This window comes from Actinomycetota bacterium (assembly GCA_035540895.1).
Classification (GTDB): Bacteria; Actinomycetota; JAICYB01; order JAICYB01; family JAICYB01; genus DATLFR01.
This window is the reverse complement of sequence record DATLFR010000080.1, coordinates 1-16469: the sequence shown is the minus strand read 5'-3', so window position 1 is coordinate 16469 and position 16469 is coordinate 1. Positions and strand designations below refer to the sequence as shown.

The window sequence follows — 16469 nt, the reverse complement described above, 5'->3', positions numbered from 1 at the left end:
TGCGCGTACCGGCCGACCCCGAGGTCCGGGACATCTGGATCGAGGGCGAGACGATGCGGGTGAACATGGGCCCGCAGCACCCGTCGACTCACGGCGTGCTCCGGCTCCGCGTCGAGCTCGCAGGGGAGACGATCGTCTCCGTCGAGCCGATCATCGGCTACCTGCACACCGGCATCGAGAAGACCGCCGAGGCGCTGAACTGGATGCAGGTCCCGATGGACGTCACCCGGGCCGACTACCTCTCGAACTTCTTCAACGAGACCGCGTACTCGGTCGCGGTCGAGAGGTTGGCCGGCGTCGAGCCCCCTCCGAGAGCGCAGTGGCTCAGGGTCCTGCTGTGCGAGCTGAACCGGGTGTCTTCCCACCTGGTCTGGCTCGCCACCTCAGGGCTCGAGCTGGGCGCGCTGTCGATGGCCACCTACGCCTTCCGCGAGCGCGAGATCCTGCTCGACATCTTCCAGGCGATCACCGGCACCAGGATGAACCACGGTTACATCCGGCCCGGAGGCCTGGCCCAGGACCTCCCGGTGGGGGCCGACGAGATGATCCGGCGCGCGGTCACGGAGATCCCCGCCAGGATCGACGAGTACGAGGAGCTGCTCACCGGCAACCCGATCTGGGTGAGCCGCAACAAGGGGATCGGGGTGCTCGAGCCCGACGTCGCCATCGCGCTCGGCGTGACCGGTCCCATGCTGCGGGCGTCCGGGGTACCGCACGACCTGCGCGTCGCGGCCGGCTACCTGCCGTACGACCGGTTCGACTTCGACGTCCCGGTGGGCCAGGCGGGCGACTCCTTCGACCGGTACGCGGTCCGGATGGCCGAGATGCGGCAGTCCCTGCGGATCGTCGAGCAGGCCCTGGCCGGGCTCCCGTCCGGACCCGTGCGCGCCAAGGGCAAGCTCATGCCGCCACCGCGGGACCGCATCAACGTCTCGATGGAAGCGCTGATCCACCACTTCAAGCTCTACACGGACGGACCCCACGTGCCCGAGGGCGAGGCCTACGTCGCCGTGGAGTCGCCGCGCGGCGAGCTCGGGTACTACGTCGCCTCCGACGGACGTGGCCGGCCCTGGCGCGTGCGCATCAGGCCGCCCTCGCTGATGAACCTCCAGGCGCTCCCCCGGCTGTGCACGGGCCACCTGCTGGCGGACGTCATCGCGGTCCTGGCCTCGGTCGACCCGGTGATGGGAGACGTGGACCGCTGATGGCGCTCTCACAGGCGTTCCACGACAGGGCCCAGGAGCTCATGTCGCGCTACCCGAGGAAGCGCTCGGCGCTGATCATGGTGCTGCACGAGGCGCAGGACGAGGTCGGTTACCTGTCTGCCGAGGCGATCCGGGAGGTCGCGAAGGTCATGGATCTGACCCCGGCCGATGTCGCAGGGGTCGCGACCTTCTACTCGATGTTCAAGATGCGCAACCCGGGGCGGTACCTGATCAGCCTCTGCACGAACGTCTCGTGCGCCGTATGGGGAGCCGACGAGACGGCCGAGAAGCTGAAGGAGCTCATCGGGCCAGCCAACGAGCCCACCGAGGACGGGCTCATGTCGTGGGAGCCGGTGGAGTGCCTCGCCTTCTGCGACTGGGCTCCCATCGCCCAACTCAACTCTCGCGACATCCCGCAGCTGACCCCGGAGCGGGCCGAGCAGCTGGTGGCCTCCCTGCGTGCGGGCACGCCCATGGAGGAGATCCTGGACGAGTTCCGCAAGGCCGGCGCGGTCGGGGAGCACGCCGATGCCTGAGACCCCCACGGTCATCTACTCGCGCCGTGACCTCACGGACGGCCACACCCTCGATGTCTTCACCCGGACGGGCGGGTACGAAGGCCTGCGGAAGGCACTCACCGAGATGACGCCGGAGGAGGTCATCGCGGTCGTGGACGCCTCGGGGCTGCGCGGGCGCGGAGGGGCCGGTTTCCCCACCGGCCGGAAGTGGTCGTTCGTCCCGAAGGACTCACCCAAGGAGCGTTATGTCGTCTGTAACGCAGACGAGGGGGAGCCGGGGACGTTCCACGATCGGGAGATCATGGAGGTCGACCCCCACTCGCTCCTCGAGGGCATAGCGATAGCCTCCTACGCGATCGGCTCCCGCCTGTCGTTCATCTACCTGCGCGGCGAGATGCTCCTCGCGAAGGAGCGCTTGGAGCAGGCCCTCTCCGAGGCGTACGCCGCCGGCCACCTCGGACAGGACGTCTACGGGAGCGGGTTCGGTATCGACATCGTCCTGCACCGGGGCGCCGGTGCCTACATCTGCGGCGAGGAGACGGCACTGCTCGAATCGCTCGAGGGGTACCGGGGCATGCCCCGCACCCGTCCCCCGTTCCCCGCCGTCGAGGGCCTGTACGCGTCGCCCACCGTCGTGAACAACGTGCAGACGCTGGCCGCCTGCGGCCCGATAGTCCGCAACGGCGCGGAATGGTTCCGGCAGTGGGGGACCGAGCAATCGCCCGGGACGATGGTATTCAGCGTGTCTGGTGCGGTCAGGCGCCCAGGGAACTACGAGATCCCCCTGGGGACGCCGGTGCGCGAGGTCCTCGAGATCGCGGGCGGCCTGACCGAACGAGGGATGAAGGCTTTCGCGCCGGGAGGCTCCTCCACGCCGCTCCTCACGAAGGAGCACCTCGATGTGCCGATGGACTTCGAATCCATCGCCCAGGCCGGATCGATCCTCGGGACGGGAGCCACCATCGTCCTGCCCGAGGACATGTGCATCGTCCGGGCGGTCCTGCGGTGGATGGAGTTCTACGAGCACGAGTCCTGCGGGAAGTGCACGCCTTGCCGAGAGGGGACGTACTGGCTCACCAACATCCTCAGGCGGATCGAGGTCGGCGAGGGCCGCATGGAGGACCTCGCTCTCCTGGAGAGCGTGACCGGGCGCATGGTCGGAAAGACGCTCTGCGTGCTCGCGGACGGCGCGGGAGCCCCGCTCACCTCGAGCCTGAGGTACTTCCGCGACGAGTACGTCGCCCACGTGACCGAGCGTCGGTGCCCGAGCAGGCCCGTCGCGAGCGCGCTCAGGAGCTGAGTTGGAGACACGCGAGACGACGATCACCATCACCGTCGACGGGCGCGAGATCGTCTGCGAGCCCGGTGAGCTCGTGATCGCTGCCGCGCGCCGGGCCGGCATCTACATCCCCCACTTCTGCTGGCACCCGCGGATGGACCCCGTGGGGGCCTGCCGGATGTGCCTCGTCCATGTGGAGGGCGGCCCCCCGAAGCCGCAGACCTCGTGCACGATGCAGGTCCGCGACGGGTTGGTCGTCCAGACCCAGTTCACGAACCCGGAGATCCGTGACGCCCAGGAGGGTGTCATCGAGTTCCTCTTGATCAACCACCCGCTGGACTGCCCGATCTGCGACCGCGGCGGCGAGTGTCCGCTCCAGGACCAGACGCAGGACTACGGTTCGGACGAGACGCGCTTCATCGAGCCGAAGCGCCGGTTCCCCAAGCCCGTGCCGATCTCCCCACTCGTCAACCTCGACCGGGAGCGGTGCATCCTCTGCTACCGGTGCACCCGGTTCTGCGACGAGATCTCGGGCGACAAGATGATCGACACGATGCAGCGTGGGGCGCGGGCCTACATCTACCCGTTCCCCGGGGAGTCCTTCGACTCGTACTTCTCCGGGAACACGATCGAGATCTGTCCGGTGGGTGCGCTCACGAGCGCCCCCTACCGCTTCCAGGCACGGCCCTGGGACCTGCACCAGACAGCCTCCGTCTGCGACCTGTGCGCCTGCGGGTGCAACGTGAACCTGGCCGTCCGCGTGGCCGACGGACAGCTCGTCCGCGCGTCGCAGTTCACCAACGAGGACGTCAACGAGGAGTGGCTCTGCGACAAGGGCCGCTTCGGACACGCCTACGTCTCCGAGCCCAGCAGGATCACCCAGCCGTGGGTGCGCCGCGACGGAGAGCTCACCGCCGTCTCGTGGGACGAGGCCCTCAAGTTCCTCGGTGACCGGCTCGGCCCCCTCGTGGAGAGGGGAGACCCGGATGCGGCCGCCTTGCTCGTCGGCGGGTCCCTCTGCGACGAGGACGCCTACGCAGCCCAGAAGTTCGCCCGGCTCGTGCTGCGGACCAACTCGGTGGACTTCCGGCTCGACGGAGGCATGTCGGTCGAGGCTCCCACGACCCCGCAGCTCACCTACGACGACCTGCTCGGGGCCGGACATGTCGTCCTCGTCTCCCTCGACGCGCGTGAAGAGCTCCCCATCGTGTTCCTGCGACTGCGGACGGCCGCCACGAAGCACGGGCTCGGCGTGTCCTTCGTGCACCCGAGGCGCATAGCGGGAGGAGATTTCGTCCGGGGGCACCTGCAACCGCTCCCGGGAACGGAGGCGATAGTGGGCGCCGCGCTCACCGCGGCCCTGGGCCAGCCCGTCGCGGGCGGCCTTGAGGCTCTCGCGTCCGGGTGCGGCCTGGCGCCTGGGGAGGTGTCCGGGTTCGCGGCCGCCCTCCGCGAGTCCGCCCGCTCCGTCATCGTGCTCGGCCCCCGGCTGGCGGCCGACCCCGAGGCGGTGCGCGCCTGGCGGGCCGTGGCCGAGGTGCTGGGGGCGAGGGTGGGCTGGGCGCCGCGGCGCTCCGGCGAGTACGGTGCCCTCCGGTCCGGGGCCCACCCCGAACTGCTGCCCGGCTGGCGCAGGGTGGACGACGCCTCCGATCGCGCGGAGCTGTCCGCCGCGTGGGGAGCCGAGGTCCCGGACGCGCCAGGAGCCAGCGCGGTGGACGTCCTGCGCCGGGCCGCGTCCGGCGCGCTGGAGGTCCTATGGCTGGCCGGCGCCGACGTGCTGGACACGCCCGACTCCCGCCTGGGAGCCCAGGCCCTCTACGGCGCGAGGTTCGTGGTGCTGCAGGACGTGCAGGCCGACGACCAGGTCGAGTTCGCGGACGTGATCCTGCCTGCGGCCGCGTTCGCGGAGCGCGACGGCACCCTGACCAACTGGGAGGGTCGCCGGCAGACCATCCACAAGGCGGTCGACCCGCCCGGATCCGCCCGCGCCGACTACGCGATCTTCGGCGAGGCCGCGCGCCGCCTGGGGAGGCCCATCGGATGCCGGAGGCTGGCCGATGTCCGGGGCGAGCTCGACGCGCTCCTCGACCGGGAGGCGCCGCCGTTCGGAGGCGGGGAGTCGCGCGTCCAGGCACGGGTCCCATCGGGGGACCCGGACCTCAAGCTCCGTCTCCTCACCTACAGGCTGCTCTACGACCAGGGGTCGCGCGTCCGGCACACGCAAGCCATAGGAGCCCTCACGCCGGCCGGGTTCGCGGAGATCAACCCGGCGGACGCCGAGGCGGCAGGGGTGGCCGACGGCGCGGCGGTCCGCGTGCGCACGCGCCACGGCGCGATCGTCGTCCCCGCCCGCGTCACCACCGATATACGACCCGGCGTCGTCTTCGTCCCGTACGCGCAGCCGGGCGTGGGCGCGCGGGAGCTCCTCTCCGTCGACGACCAAGCGCCCGCCGCGGCGGTGGAGCCGGCATGAACGGCATCGACTGGGTCTCCGTCGGGCTGGACGCCGCGCGCGTCCTCGTGGTCTTCGTGGTGGTCCTCGTGCTCGTGATGCTCGTGATCTGGGCCGAGCGCAAGATCATCGCGGACATGCAGTCGCGCATCGGCCCGAACAGGGCGGGACCGTTCGGGGTCCTCCAGAGCCTCGCCGACGGCGTGAAGCTCTTCATGAAGGAGGACATCATCCCGTCCTCGGCCGACCGGGTGGTCTTCACGCTCGCGCCCATCATCTCGATGGTGCCGGCGTTCCTGTCGTTCTCGGTCGTCCCGTTGGGGGACACGATCACCGTGGCCGGGCGCACGATGCCCCTGCAGGTCGTCGACCTGAACGTCGGCATCCTGTTCTTCCTCGCCATGGGGTCGCTGTCGGTGTACGGCGTCGCCCTGGCCGGATGGTCGTCGGGCTCGAAGTACCCGCTGATGGGAGCCGTCCGATCGACCGCGCAGATGATCTCGTACGAGATCGCGATGGGGCTGGCGGTCATCCCGGTGATCCTCTACGCGGGCACGATGTCGACGCGAGGCATCGTGGAGGCCCAGCAGGGAGGCTGGTTCATCCTCGTTCAGTCGCCCGCCTTCGTCATCTTCCTGCTCGCGGGGATCGCCGAGACGAACCGGGCTCCCTTCGACCTGCCGGAGGCCGAGACCGAGCTCGTGGCCGGGTACCACACCGAGTACTCCGGGGTGAAGTTCGCCATGTTCTTCCTCGCGGAGTACCTCCACATCGTGACCATCTCCGCCGTGGCCGTGACGTTGTTCTGGGGAGGATGGCTCGGCCCCCGCTTCGACGTGCTCCCCTGGTTGTGGCCGACGGTGTGGTTCGTCCTCAAGACCTTCGTCTTCGTCTTCCTGTTCTTCTGGCTGCGCGCCTCCATGCCCCGCCTCCGCTACGACCAGCTCATGTCGGTGGGGTGGAAGTGGCTCATCCCGATAGGGCTGCTCTGGGTCCCCTTCAGCGCCGTGGCTCAGGTGGTCCCGGCCGAGCGCTGGTTCCTGATCGTGGGCGGGATCGTCGTGGCCCTCTTCGTCCTCGGCATGTTCGTGCCCGCCCGGGAGCCCGAGGACGGCCCCCCGACGACGGGAGCCCGGCGCGTCCGCGTGCCGCGCTCCGTCGAGGAGCAGCCGTCGGAGCCCGGCGTCGTAGCCGAAGACCTGAGGGAGCAGCCATGAGCCGCAGGATCAGCCGGATCCCCCGGCCGGTGGACGCGTCGCCCTTCGACGGGCTGTTCGCGCTCGGACGCGGGATGTGGGTGACCCTCAAGCACATGCTCGTGCGCCGGGACGTCACGGTCCCGTACCCGTACCGCAAGCGGGAGCCGTTCACCCGCGCTCACGGCCGGCACATCCTCAACCGCTACGACGACGGGCTCGAGAAGTGCATCGGATGCGAGCTGTGCGCGGGAGCCTGTCCGGCCGACGCGATCCTCGTCATCGGCGCCCAGAACCCACCGGACAACCCGGTCTCCCCCGGCGAGCGGTACGCGGCGGTGTACCAGATCAACATGCTGCGATGCATCTTCTGCGGTCTGTGCGTGGAGGCGTGTCCGACGGACGCGATCACGATGACGACCTTCTTCGAGATGACGGACGCGTCGCGTCAGCGGCTCATCTACGACAAGGAGGACCTGCTCACCCCCCCGCCCGACCTCGAGCGGGAGCGGTTCGGCTACCGGGGCGACCCGATGATGGTGCCGGTGGGGACGAACGAGCAGCCCGGCATCGGCTCGCTCCGGGGCGACCTGGAGGGGAACTCCGAGGACAACCCCGAGGTCCCCGTGGTGTGGCTCCCGCAGGAGACGTGGAGAGGCGCGCAGGAGCCGACGTGGCAGCTCTCGTCGGAGAACCCGCGCCGCCGGCCGGCCGACGGTGAGGAAGGCGGCGGCGGCTGATGACGCTGTTCGTGGTCTTCGGCGCGCTGGCCCTCGGCGCGGCGCTCGGGATGGTGTTCTCCCGCAACTCCGTGCACGGCGCCCTCTTGCTGGTGGTCAACCTCGGGGCGATCGCCGGGCTGTTCCTGACCCTCGAGGCGGAGTTCCTGTTCGTCGCCCAGATCATCGTCTACGCCGGGGCGATCATGGTGCTCTTCCTCTTCGTCATCATGCTCCTTGGTGTCGACCGGTCCGAGCCGCTGATGGAGCCGAGACCGTTGCAGCGCAGACAGCTGACCTTCGCCGTCCTGATCGCTATCCCGCTGATCGCGGGTCTCAGCGCGACCTTCGCCATCCCGGCGCTCACCGCGTCCCCCGGGGCCCTCCCGGAGAACTTCGGCTCCCCCGAGGCACTCGGACAGAAGCTCTTCCGCGACTACCTCCTCCCGTTCGAGGTGACGGCCCTGTTGCTGCTCGTGGCGGCCATCGGGATCCTGCTGCTCGCCAGGCGGAGGTCTGAGCGATGAGCGCTCCCGTCGCGCCCCCCTCCAACGTCGCGGACCGCGACCGCACCCGGTCCGGGAAGCCGCTGCTCCTCGGACTGGTCCTGCTCGTCCTCGTGGTCCTGGGGGTGGCGATCGCCGTCCGCAACGAGCCGGTGACGACGAGCCACTACCTCATGCTCTCGATGCTCCTGTTCATGATCGGGGTGGGCGGCGTGCTGATGCGTCGGAACGCCCTGGTCCTGTTCATGTGCGTGGAGCTGATGCTGAACGCGGTGAACCTGGCGTTCGTGACGTTCGCCCGGATGCACGGCTCCATGGACGGACAGGTCATCGTGCTCTTCGTGATGATCGTGGCGGCGGCCGAGGTCGCGATAGGTCTGGCGATCATCGTCGCCATCTTCAGGCGGCGCCTGTCGGCGAACGTGGACGAGATGTCCCTCCTGCGGTGGTGACCTGATGGACCCGGTCTGGCTCATCCTCCTCTCCCCGCTCGCGGGCGCGGTGGTGCTCCTGCTCGCCGGCCGCCGGATGGGGCGGACGGCCGGCCTGGTCGGGTCGGCGGCCGTCCTGGTCGCGTTCGCCGCCGCGCTAGTTAGCTTCGCGGCCCTGCTCGGGCGTGGACACGGAGCCCGGGCACATGTCCTCCACGCGTACGACTGGGCGGTGATCGGTCAGCTCGACGTTGGCGTGACGATCCGGTTCGACGAGCTCTCCGCCCTCATGTGCGTGATGGTCACCGGCGTGGCCTTCCTCATCCACGTCTACTCCACCTCGTACATGCACGGCGACCCCCGGTTCAGCCGCTTCTTCGCCTACCTGAACCTCTTCGTCTTCTCGATGCTCGTCCTCGTCCTGGCGGACAACCTTCTCCTTCTCTTCGCGGGCTGGGAGGGCGTCGGGCTCTGCTCCTACCTGCTGATCGGCTTCTGGCACGAACGTCCACGCGCCGCATCGGCGGCGAAGAAGGCGTTCCTCGTCACCCGCATCGGGGACACCGGACTGTTGATCGGCATCTTCCTGCTCTTCACCGCGGTCGGGACCCTGGACATCAGCGGCGTGCTGCGCGCGGCCACGACCGGCAACATCGCCGTCGGGACCGCCACCGCCGCCGGACTCCTGCTCTTCGCCGGCGCCGTCGGCAAGTCGGCCCAGCTCCCGCTGTACGTCTGGCTGCCGGACGCGATGGAGGGTCCGAGCCCGGTCTCGGCCCTCATCCACGCAGCCACGATGGTCACGGCCGGTGTCTACCTGGTCGTGCGTCTGAACCCGCTCTATGAGCTGTCCCACACCGCGGGCGGTGTGGTCGCGGTCGTCGGGGTCTCCACGGCCATCTTCGCCGCCGTCCTCGCGATGGCCGAGGACGACATAAAGCGGGTCCTGGCCTACTCGACCGTCAGTCAACTCGGGTTCATGTTCCTGGCTGCGGGGGTGGGCGCCTACGGGGCCGCCATGTTCCACCTGATCACCCACGCCTTCTTCAAGGCCCTGCTGTTCCTCGCCGCGGGCTCGGTCATGCACGGGCTCGCCGAGGAGACCTCGCTCGACCGGATGGGCGGGCTGCGCAAGGCGATGCCGGCCACCTTCGCGGTCACGTTCGTCGGCTGGGGCGCGATCACCGGCGTGCTGCCGTTCGCCGGATTCTTCTCGAAGGACGCCATCGTCGCCGCCGTGTGGCACGAGCATCGGACGGTGCTCTTCGCGGCGGCCGTCGTCGCGGCGGCCCTGACCGCCTTCTACATGAGCAGGCTCCTCTTCCTGGCCTTCTTCGGCTCCCCGCGGTGGTCGGAGGGCACGCACCCGCACGAGTCCGGACCCACCATGGTGCTGCCTATGGTCGGCCTCGCCGTGATGGCCGCCATCGGAGGGATCCTCAACCTGCCCGGTCCGTTCCCGCGCCCGTTCTGGCTCGACCAGTTCCTGGCTCCCGTGGTCGGGAAGTCCGAGCACGGCGAAGGGTTCGGGGTCCCGCTGCTGCTGTGGACCGTCACCGCGGTGGCTATCCTCGGCGCCTGGTGGGTCTACGCGGCGGACCCCTCGCGCCGGGAGACCGTCCGGGGCCGGCTCGGACCCGTCAACACCATCGTGCGCAACAAGTTCTACGTCGATGAGATCTACGCCTCGTTCATCGTCGCCCCCCTGAGGCTGCTGGCGACGTTCGCCGCCTACGTCGTCGACCGACGCGTCATCGACGGAGCGGTCAACGGGATAGGGAGCGTCGTGACGGGAGCGGCCGGGTCCTGGAGACGGGTCCAGAGCGGCCTCGTCCGCAACTACGCGGTGGGCGTGGCCGCGGGCGCCGCGGCACTGGTGGCGTGGCTCGCCCTGAGAGGTATGCCTTGACGGACCTCCCACTGCTCTCCGCGGTCCTGTGGCTCCCGGCCCTGGGGGCGCTCACGGTCGCGCTCGTCCCACGCGGATCGGGAGCCGTGCTGCGCGGGCTCGGCCTCTTCTGGTCGCTCCTGACCTTCGCGGTCTCGGTCGCCATCCTCGCGACCTTCCGCGCGGGTGACGGGTCGTTCCAGCTCGTCGAGTCGCACGAGTGGATCTCCTCGCTGGGAGTGAGGTACGCGCTCGGCGTCGACGGCATCTCCCTCTTCCTGGTCCTGCTCACCACGTTCCTGTTCCCCCTCTGCTTCGTGGCCGCGTGGAACCACACGAGGAGGCTGAAGCAGTTCGTGATCGTGCTGCTCGCCACGGAGACGGCCGTGCTCGGCGTCTTCCTGGCCATCGATCTGGTCCTCTTCTACGTCTTCTGGGAGGCGGTCCTCATCCCGATGTACCTGCTCATCGGGATCTGGGGTTACGAGCGGCGCGTGTACGCGACCGTGAAGTTCTTCCTGTTCACGATGTTCGGCGGGCTCCTCATGCTCGTCGCCGTGATCGTCCTGCACCTGCAGGGTCAGGCCGGGGGGGCTCCGCCCACCTTCGAGTACAACGCGCTCATCGAGGCGGCCCGGTCCATCGACCCCTCCACGCAGCGGTGGCTGTTCGCCGGGTTCGCGCTCGGCTTCGCGATAAAGGTCCCCCTGTTCGGCGTCCACACCTGGCTCCCGGACGCCCATACGGAAGCACCCACGGTCGGTTCGGTGATCCTGGCCGGGGTCCTGCTGAAGATGGGCACGTACGGGTTCATCCGATACGCGATCCCGCTCTTCCCCGACGTGGCGCGCGAGGCCGCTCCCATCCTCATCACCCTCGCGGTGATCGGGATCGTCTACGGGGCCGCGGTCTCGGTCGTCCAGCGCGACCTGAAGCGCCTCGTCGCGTACTCGTCCGTCAGCCACCTCGGGTTCGTGGTGCTCGGCCTGTTCGCGTTCACCCTCCGGGGCGCCCAGGGGGCGACCCTCCAGATGGTCAACCACGGGCTCTCGACCGGACTGCTGTTCCTCCTCGTCGGCATGCTGTACGAGCGCCGCCACACCCGCGCCATCGAGGACTTCGGTGGGCTGAGCAGCGTCGCGCCGGTCTTCGGCGGCGTGTTCCTGATAGCGGCGCTCTCCTCGCTCGGTCTCCCCGGCCTCAACGGCTTCGTCGGGGAGTTCCTGATCCTGTTGGGTACGTTCGAGGCGCATCGTCTCGCCGCGGTGGTGGCCACGTCCGGCGTCGTGCTCGCCGCGCTCTACCTCCTCTGGGCCTACCAGAGGGTCTTCCACGGACCGGCCGTCACCGACGAGAACCGGGTCCTCAAGGACCTGACCGTGCGCGAGCGCGTGGTCGTCTACCCGCTGGTGGCCCTCATCGTGCTCATCGGGGTGTGGCCGCAGCCGTTCCTCGCCCGCATGCAGCCCGCGGTCGAGCAGGCCCTCCAGGGGGTGATGCGATGACCCAGGTCGCCGCCACCGGCGCGGACCGCTGGCAGGCGCTGTACCCGGAGATCGTCCTCGCGGTCACCGCCATGGTGATCCTGCTGCTGGACTCGATCTGGCCGCGTGTCCGGCCGCGGGTGCACGCCGTCCTGGCGTTCGGCGGGATCGCGGGCGCCGCCGTCGCCGCCGCCGCCCAGTGGGACCAGGGAGCCGGCGCCGCCCTGGCGGAGATGGTCGCGGTCGACAGGTTCGGCGTGGGCGTGAGGATGGTGATCCTCCTCGCCGCCATGCTCGCCGTCCTCATGGCTCCCGGGTATCTCGCCCCGCGCGACATGGAGCGGAGCGAGTTCTACTCCCTCCTGCTGCTGTCCACGGCGGGGATGACGATGCTCTCGGTGTCGACCAACCTCATCCTCGTCTTCATCAACATCGAGCTGCTGTCCCTGGCCATCTACGTCCTGGCCGGTTTCGACCGGTCGAGGCTGGAGTCGCAGGAGGCGGCCATGAAGTACTTCCTCCTCGGGGCGTTCTCCTCGGCCTTCCTGCTCTACGGGACGGCGTTCGTGTACGGCGCCGCGGGCACCACGAACCTGCTCGACCTCGGCGCCCTCACGGGCTCGGCCAGCCTCGAGTCGTTCCGCCTCGTCGCCGTGGCCGCCGCCTTGCTCGTCGTGGGGCTCGGTTTCAAGGTCGCCCTCGTCCCCTTCCACATGTGGACGCCCGACGCCTACCAGGGAGCCCCCACCCCGGTGACGGCCTTCATGGCGGGTGGGACGAAGGCGGCCGCGTTCGCCGCGCTCGTGAGGGTGTTCGTCGTCGCCATGCAGGACCTGCGCTGGGACTGGCGGCCCCCACTCGTCGTACTCGCGGCCGTCACGATCGTGTTCGCCTCCATCCTGGCGATCGCCCAGACCGACCTGAAGAGGATGCTCGCCTACTCGTCGGTGGCGCACGCCGGGTTCGTCGCCCTCGGCGTCATCGCCGCCACTCGCGCCGGGGTCGCCTCCGTGCTCTTCTACCTGGCCGTCTACACGGTCATGACGATCGGGGCGTTCGGCTGCCTGATGCTCTTCGGGGGCGACGGCCCCGAGCGCACCCACCTGGCCAAGTTCTCCGGCCTGGGGGTCCGCCATCCCGCCGCCGCGGCGCTCTTCGCCCTGTTCCTCTTCGCGCTGGCCGGGATCCCTCCGACGGGCGGGTTCTTCGCGAAGTTGCACGTGTTCATGGCGGTCGTGCGGGCGGGTTACCCGTGGCTGGCCGTCGTGGCCGTCCTGGGCAGCGTGGCGGCCGCCTTCTTCTACGTGCGGGTGGCGGTCGTGATGTTCATGCAGGACCCGCTCGAGGGGGACGAGCAACCCACCCCCTCGCCGGCCGTGGGGCTACGGGTCGCCCTCGCGATCTGCCTGGTCGGCGTGCTCGCCTCGGGTGTCCTGCCCGGGCCCCTCCTGGACCTCGCGCAGCGGGCCGCGTCCTTCGCGCCTGCCGGAGCCTCGCCCGAGCCGAGCGCGGGCGGGCTCCGGATGGGAGGCAACCCGTGACGGACCGCTTCCGCCGCTCCTCACCGCCGCACAGGCGTGCGCTAGGATGACGCCTGGCCGGGGGCCGGAACCACGACCCGGCCGCTCTATACTTGAGAAGCCGTTCACAAGCGGGCCTCAGGAGGGCGATTGACGGACTACTACGTCAACTACGGCGTCGTCGCCATGCTCGGCGTCGTGGGCCTGGGGTTCGGCGTCGGGACGTTCGTGCTCTGGAGGCTGCTGAGACCGGTCCGGCCCACGAGAGAGAAGCTCCTGATCTACGAATGCGGCATCGACGCGATCGGGACGACCTGGACCCAGCCGAACGTCCGCTACTACATCTTCGCCTTCCTGTTCGCGATCTTCGACGTGGAGGCGGTGTTCCTGTTCCCCTGGGCGCTGGTGTACGAGCGCCTCGGGTTGTTCGCCGTGGTGGAGATGATCCTCTTCGTGCTCATCCTCGCCTTCGGGCTCGCGTACGCCTGGGGGCGCAAGATCCTGGAGTGGGTGTAGATGCCTAGGTCGCTGCTGGAATCGGTCGAGCTGCCCAAGCCGCTGGTCCATACCCTCAACTGGGGCCGGAAGTACTCGTTGTGGACGCTTCAGTTCGGGCTCGCCTGCTGTGCGATCGAGATGGCGGCGGCGATGATGCCGCGCCACGACATCATGCGGTTCGGCGTGATCCCGTTCCCGGCCTCCCCCCGTCAGGCCGACGTGATGATCGTGGCGGGCACCGTCGTCGACAAGATGGTGCCCTCGATCATCCGGGTCTACGAGCAGATGCCCGAGCCCAAGTACGTGATCAGCTTCGGCTCCTGCTCGAACTCGGGCGGTCCGTACTGGGACTCCTACTCGGTGGCGAAGGGAGTCGACCAGTACATCCCCTGCGACGTGTACGTCCCGGGGTGCCCGCCGCGTCCGGAGGCCCTCCTGGACGGCGTCATGAAGCTCCAGGAGCTGATCCAGCAGGAGTCGGTCCGCGACAAGTGGCGCGGCGAACAGCGGGTGGAGGCCTGATCGGGTTGGACACGACCACCCGCACGTTCGACGACGTCGAGCGGGCCCTCCGCGAGGCCCTCCCGCAGGACGCGATCTCCGAAGCGGAGTCGGCCCACTGGCAGCTCCGGGTCAGGTACGCCGCCGAGCACCGGGTGGACATCCTCGCCGTCCTGAAGGGGATGGGCTTCACCTTCTACTCGTTCTGCTCGGCGATCGACTGGCCGGGGGACAACCGCTTCGAGGTCTTCGACCACGTGTACTCGATGGAGGACGACCTCAAGGTCACCGTCCGCTGCGACATCCCGCGGGACAACCCGCGCGTCGCGTCGGCCGTCCCGGTGTACGGAGGAGCCGACTGGCACGAGCGGGAGGCCTGGGAGATGTTCGGCATCGTGTTCCACGGGCACCCTCGCCTCGCCCGCCTCCTGTTGCCCGACTGGTTCGAGGGGTACCCCCTCCGTCGCGACTTCGAGCTCGCGCCCCGCGTCGAGAAGCCATGGCCGGGCGCCTCCTTCGAGGGATGATCCGATGACGAGCCTGCCCCCCGCCCTTCAGTCGGTCGCGGCCGCCGTCCTGATCTTCCTGGCCGTCCAGCCCCTGCTCGCCGTCTTCCTCTACGCCTTCCTCAAGATCCACAGCCACATCATGAGCCGGGTCGGCCCGATGTATGCGGGTCGCTTCCACGGCGTCGGACAGCCCATCGCCGAGTTCCTGAAGTTCGCCCAGAAGGAGGACATCATCCCCGCCCGGGCGGACGCGCCCGTCTTCCGGCTGGCGCCCCTGGTCGTCCTCGTGCCCTCGATCATGCTGTTCGCGGTCATCCCCGTCTGGCCGGGGGTCGTGGGCGCCGACCTCGACCTGGGGCTCTTCTATCTGCTCGCCATCTCGGCGATCGGGGCGATCGGGGTCGTCATGGCCGCCGCCTCGTCCGCGAACAAGTTCTCGCTCGTCGGGGGGGTGCGAGCGGTCGGTCAGATCATCGCGTACGAGCTACCGATCGTCTTCTCCGCGGCGGTCATCGCCATGCTCGCCGGGAGCCTCAACCTGACGCGGATCGTGGAGGCCCAGGAGGGGCTCTGGTTCATGTTCACCCCCTTCGGGCTCGTGGCGATGCTCCTGTTCCTGACCGCGTCGTTCGCGGAGGTCCTGTGGCCGCCGTTCGACATGCCCATCGCCGAGTCCGAGATCATCGCCGGCGTCATGACCGAGTACTCGGGGATGCGGTTCCTGTTCTTCTTCATCGGGGAGTTCGCCCACATCCTCGCGCTGGCCGCGGCGATGGTCGTGATGTTCATGGGCGGATGGCACGGACCCGGCGCGGACCTCGTCCCGACCAACCTGCAGTGGGTCGTCGGCATCGGGTGGTTCCTCGTGAAGATGTCCGTCCTCTGCTTCCTGTTCATCTGGGTCCGGTTCACGATGCCGCGCATGCGCGAGGACCAGCTCCAGAGGTTCGCGTGGAAGCTGCTCATCCCGGTAGGGTTGGCGAACATCCTGGCCGTGGGCCTCTATCGAGTGCTGACGTGAAGACCGAGCACAGCGACGCGACGATCCGGGAGGTCGAGCGCAGGCAGCGGCCGCGCCGGTTCCGCCTCCCCGCCGTAGGGCTGCTCCAGGCGATGAAGGTCACGCTCCGAGCGATGCTCTCTCGCGCGGTGACCGTCCACTACCCGGAGGAGCGGATAGAACTGGCTCCCCGGTTCCGCGGGGTGATAGCCCTGCTCGAGGAGAACTGCACGGTCTGCATGCTCTGCTCGAAGGAGTGCCCCTGCTGGTGCATCTACATCGAAGGACACAAGGAGCAGAAGCCGGGCCGCCGCAAGCCGGTCAACGCGCTGGACCGCTTCGCCATCGATTTCGGGCTGTGCATGTACTGCGGGATCTGCGTGGAGGTCTGTCCGTTCGACGCGCTGCACTGGGCTCCCGCGTTCGAGTACACGGCCTACACCTACGAGGGGCTGATCCACGAGATGCCCGTCCTGGCTCAGTGGGAGCACCACGTGAAGCCGCCGCCCGAGCTCGTCGACGACGCGGACGAGTCGGCCAAGCAGACGACGGCCGAGGCGCACCGCAAGCGGACCGAGGGGATCCACGCCGTCATCCGGGAGGCGGACAAGAAGGAGGCGTACCTCAGCGCGCAGGCGTCGTCCACGGTGATGCCGGCGGCGGTCGCTCCGATAGCGCAGACCCCTTCGCCCGGACCGGTGGCCCCCACCGCGCTCCGGGAGTCGTCCGACACGCTCCCCGAGGAGGCACCCCCCGAGAC

Annotated in this window: 16 protein-coding genes; all 16 read left to right on the top strand. The window is 69.3% G+C overall.

Annotated features, from left to right (window positions below; translation table 11 throughout):
- Positions 1–1205 (top strand): NADH-quinone oxidoreductase subunit D (locus tag VM840_04850; GenBank protein ID HVL80903.1); only part of this gene is annotated, 1205 nt, incomplete at its 5' end.
- On the top strand, positions 1205–1741 hold the full coding sequence (locus VM840_04845) for an NAD(P)H-dependent oxidoreductase subunit E (GenBank protein ID HVL80902.1): 537 nt from the start codon (positions 1205–1207) through the stop codon (positions 1739–1741). The genes VM840_04850 and VM840_04845, both read left to right, overlap by 1 nt.
- Positions 1734–3023, top strand: coding sequence for an NADH-quinone oxidoreductase subunit NuoF (gene nuoF, locus VM840_04840; protein HVL80901.1), 1290 nt, complete (start codon positions 1734–1736; stop codon positions 3021–3023). The genes VM840_04845 and nuoF overlap by 8 nt, the downstream gene beginning before the upstream one ends.
- A gap of 1 nt (position 3024) precedes the next feature.
- Complete coding sequence (nuoG, locus tag VM840_04835; protein ID HVL80900.1) at positions 3025–5478, top strand: NADH-quinone oxidoreductase subunit NuoG; 2454 nt, start codon at positions 3025–3027, stop codon at positions 5476–5478.
- On the top strand, positions 5475–6674 hold the full coding sequence (gene nuoH, locus VM840_04830; GenBank protein HVL80899.1) for an NADH-quinone oxidoreductase subunit NuoH: 1200 nt from the start codon (positions 5475–5477) through the stop codon (positions 6672–6674). The genes nuoG and nuoH overlap by 4 nt, the downstream gene beginning before the upstream one ends.
- A gap of 74 nt (positions 6675–6748) precedes the next feature.
- Positions 6749–7393, top strand: a complete 645-nt coding sequence (gene nuoI, locus VM840_04825; GenBank protein HVL80898.1) for an NADH-quinone oxidoreductase subunit NuoI — start codon at positions 6749–6751, stop codon at positions 7391–7393.
- Positions 7393–7899, top strand: coding sequence for an NADH-quinone oxidoreductase subunit J (locus tag VM840_04820; protein HVL80897.1), 507 nt, complete (start codon positions 7393–7395; stop codon positions 7897–7899). The genes nuoI and VM840_04820 overlap by 1 nt, the downstream gene beginning before the upstream one ends.
- A 131-nt stretch (positions 7900–8030) precedes the next feature.
- Positions 8031–8330 carry an NADH-quinone oxidoreductase subunit NuoK gene (nuoK, locus tag VM840_04815; GenBank protein ID HVL80896.1) on the top strand — a complete coding sequence of 100 codons (300 nt, stop codon included), beginning with the start codon at positions 8031–8033 and terminating at the stop codon, positions 8328–8330.
- 4 nt (positions 8331–8334) lie between these two features.
- Complete coding sequence (nuoL, locus tag VM840_04810; protein ID HVL80895.1) at positions 8335–10218, top strand: NADH-quinone oxidoreductase subunit L; 1884 nt, start codon at positions 8335–8337, stop codon at positions 10216–10218.
- The gene (locus VM840_04805; GenBank protein ID HVL80894.1) at positions 10215–11702 is read left to right on the top strand and encodes an NADH-quinone oxidoreductase subunit M; all 1488 of its coding nucleotides are present in this window, start codon (positions 10215–10217) and stop codon (positions 11700–11702) included. Before nuoL ends, VM840_04805 begins: the two co-directional genes overlap by 4 nt.
- Positions 11699–13222 carry an NADH-quinone oxidoreductase subunit N gene (locus tag VM840_04800; protein HVL80893.1) on the top strand — a complete coding sequence of 508 codons (1524 nt, stop codon included), beginning with the start codon at positions 11699–11701 and terminating at the stop codon, positions 13220–13222. Before VM840_04805 ends, VM840_04800 begins: the two co-directional genes overlap by 4 nt.
- A gap of 129 nt (positions 13223–13351) precedes the next feature.
- A complete protein-coding gene (locus VM840_04795) occupies positions 13352–13717 on the top strand; it encodes an NADH-quinone oxidoreductase subunit A (protein ID HVL80892.1) in 366 nt (121 codons plus the stop codon).
- Positions 13718–14221: an NADH-quinone oxidoreductase subunit B family protein gene (locus tag VM840_04790; protein ID HVL80891.1), complete on the top strand. Its 504-nt coding sequence runs from the start codon at positions 13718–13720 to the stop codon at positions 14219–14221. It abuts the gene before it with no gap.
- Between the two features lie 5 nt (positions 14222–14226).
- Complete coding sequence (locus VM840_04785; protein HVL80890.1) at positions 14227–14727, top strand: NADH-quinone oxidoreductase subunit C; 501 nt, start codon at positions 14227–14229, stop codon at positions 14725–14727.
- Positions 14728–14731: 4 nt separating this feature from the next.
- Positions 14732–15730 carry a complex I subunit 1 family protein gene (locus VM840_04780; GenBank protein ID HVL80889.1) on the top strand — a complete coding sequence of 333 codons (999 nt, stop codon included), beginning with the start codon at positions 14732–14734 and terminating at the stop codon, positions 15728–15730.
- 92 nt (positions 15731–15822) lie between these two features.
- Positions 15823–16469, top strand: a 647-nt coding sequence (locus VM840_04775; GenBank protein HVL80888.1) for an NADH-quinone oxidoreductase subunit I, incomplete at its 3' end; no start/stop codon positions are given.

Excerpts from the sequence above, each read along its gene's own strand:
- VM840_04820 (HVL80897.1), top strand. The coding sequence starts at position 7,393 with ATGACGCTGTTCGTGGTCTTCGGCGCGCTGGCCCTCGGCGCGGCGCTC.
- VM840_04845 (HVL80902.1), top strand. The coding sequence starts at position 1,205 with ATGGCGCTCTCACAGGCGTTCCACGACAGGGCCCAGGAGCTCATGTCG.
- nuoH (HVL80899.1), top strand. The coding sequence starts at position 5,475 with ATGAACGGCATCGACTGGGTCTCCGTCGGGCTGGACGCCGCGCGCGTC.
- VM840_04780 (HVL80889.1), top strand. The coding sequence starts at position 14,732 with ATGACGAGCCTGCCCCCCGCCCTTCAGTCGGTCGCGGCCGCCGTCCTG.
- VM840_04800 (HVL80893.1), top strand. The coding sequence starts at position 11,699 with ATGACCCAGGTCGCCGCCACCGGCGCGGACCGCTGGCAGGCGCTGTAC.
- nuoF (HVL80901.1), top strand. The coding sequence starts at position 1,734 with ATGCCTGAGACCCCCACGGTCATCTACTCGCGCCGTGACCTCACGGAC.
- VM840_04790 (HVL80891.1), top strand. The coding sequence starts at position 13,718 with ATGCCTAGGTCGCTGCTGGAATCGGTCGAGCTGCCCAAGCCGCTGGTC.
- nuoI (HVL80898.1), top strand. The coding sequence starts at position 6,749 with ATGTGGGTGACCCTCAAGCACATGCTCGTGCGCCGGGACGTCACGGTC.
- nuoL (HVL80895.1), top strand. The coding sequence starts at position 8,335 with ATGGACCCGGTCTGGCTCATCCTCCTCTCCCCGCTCGCGGGCGCGGTG.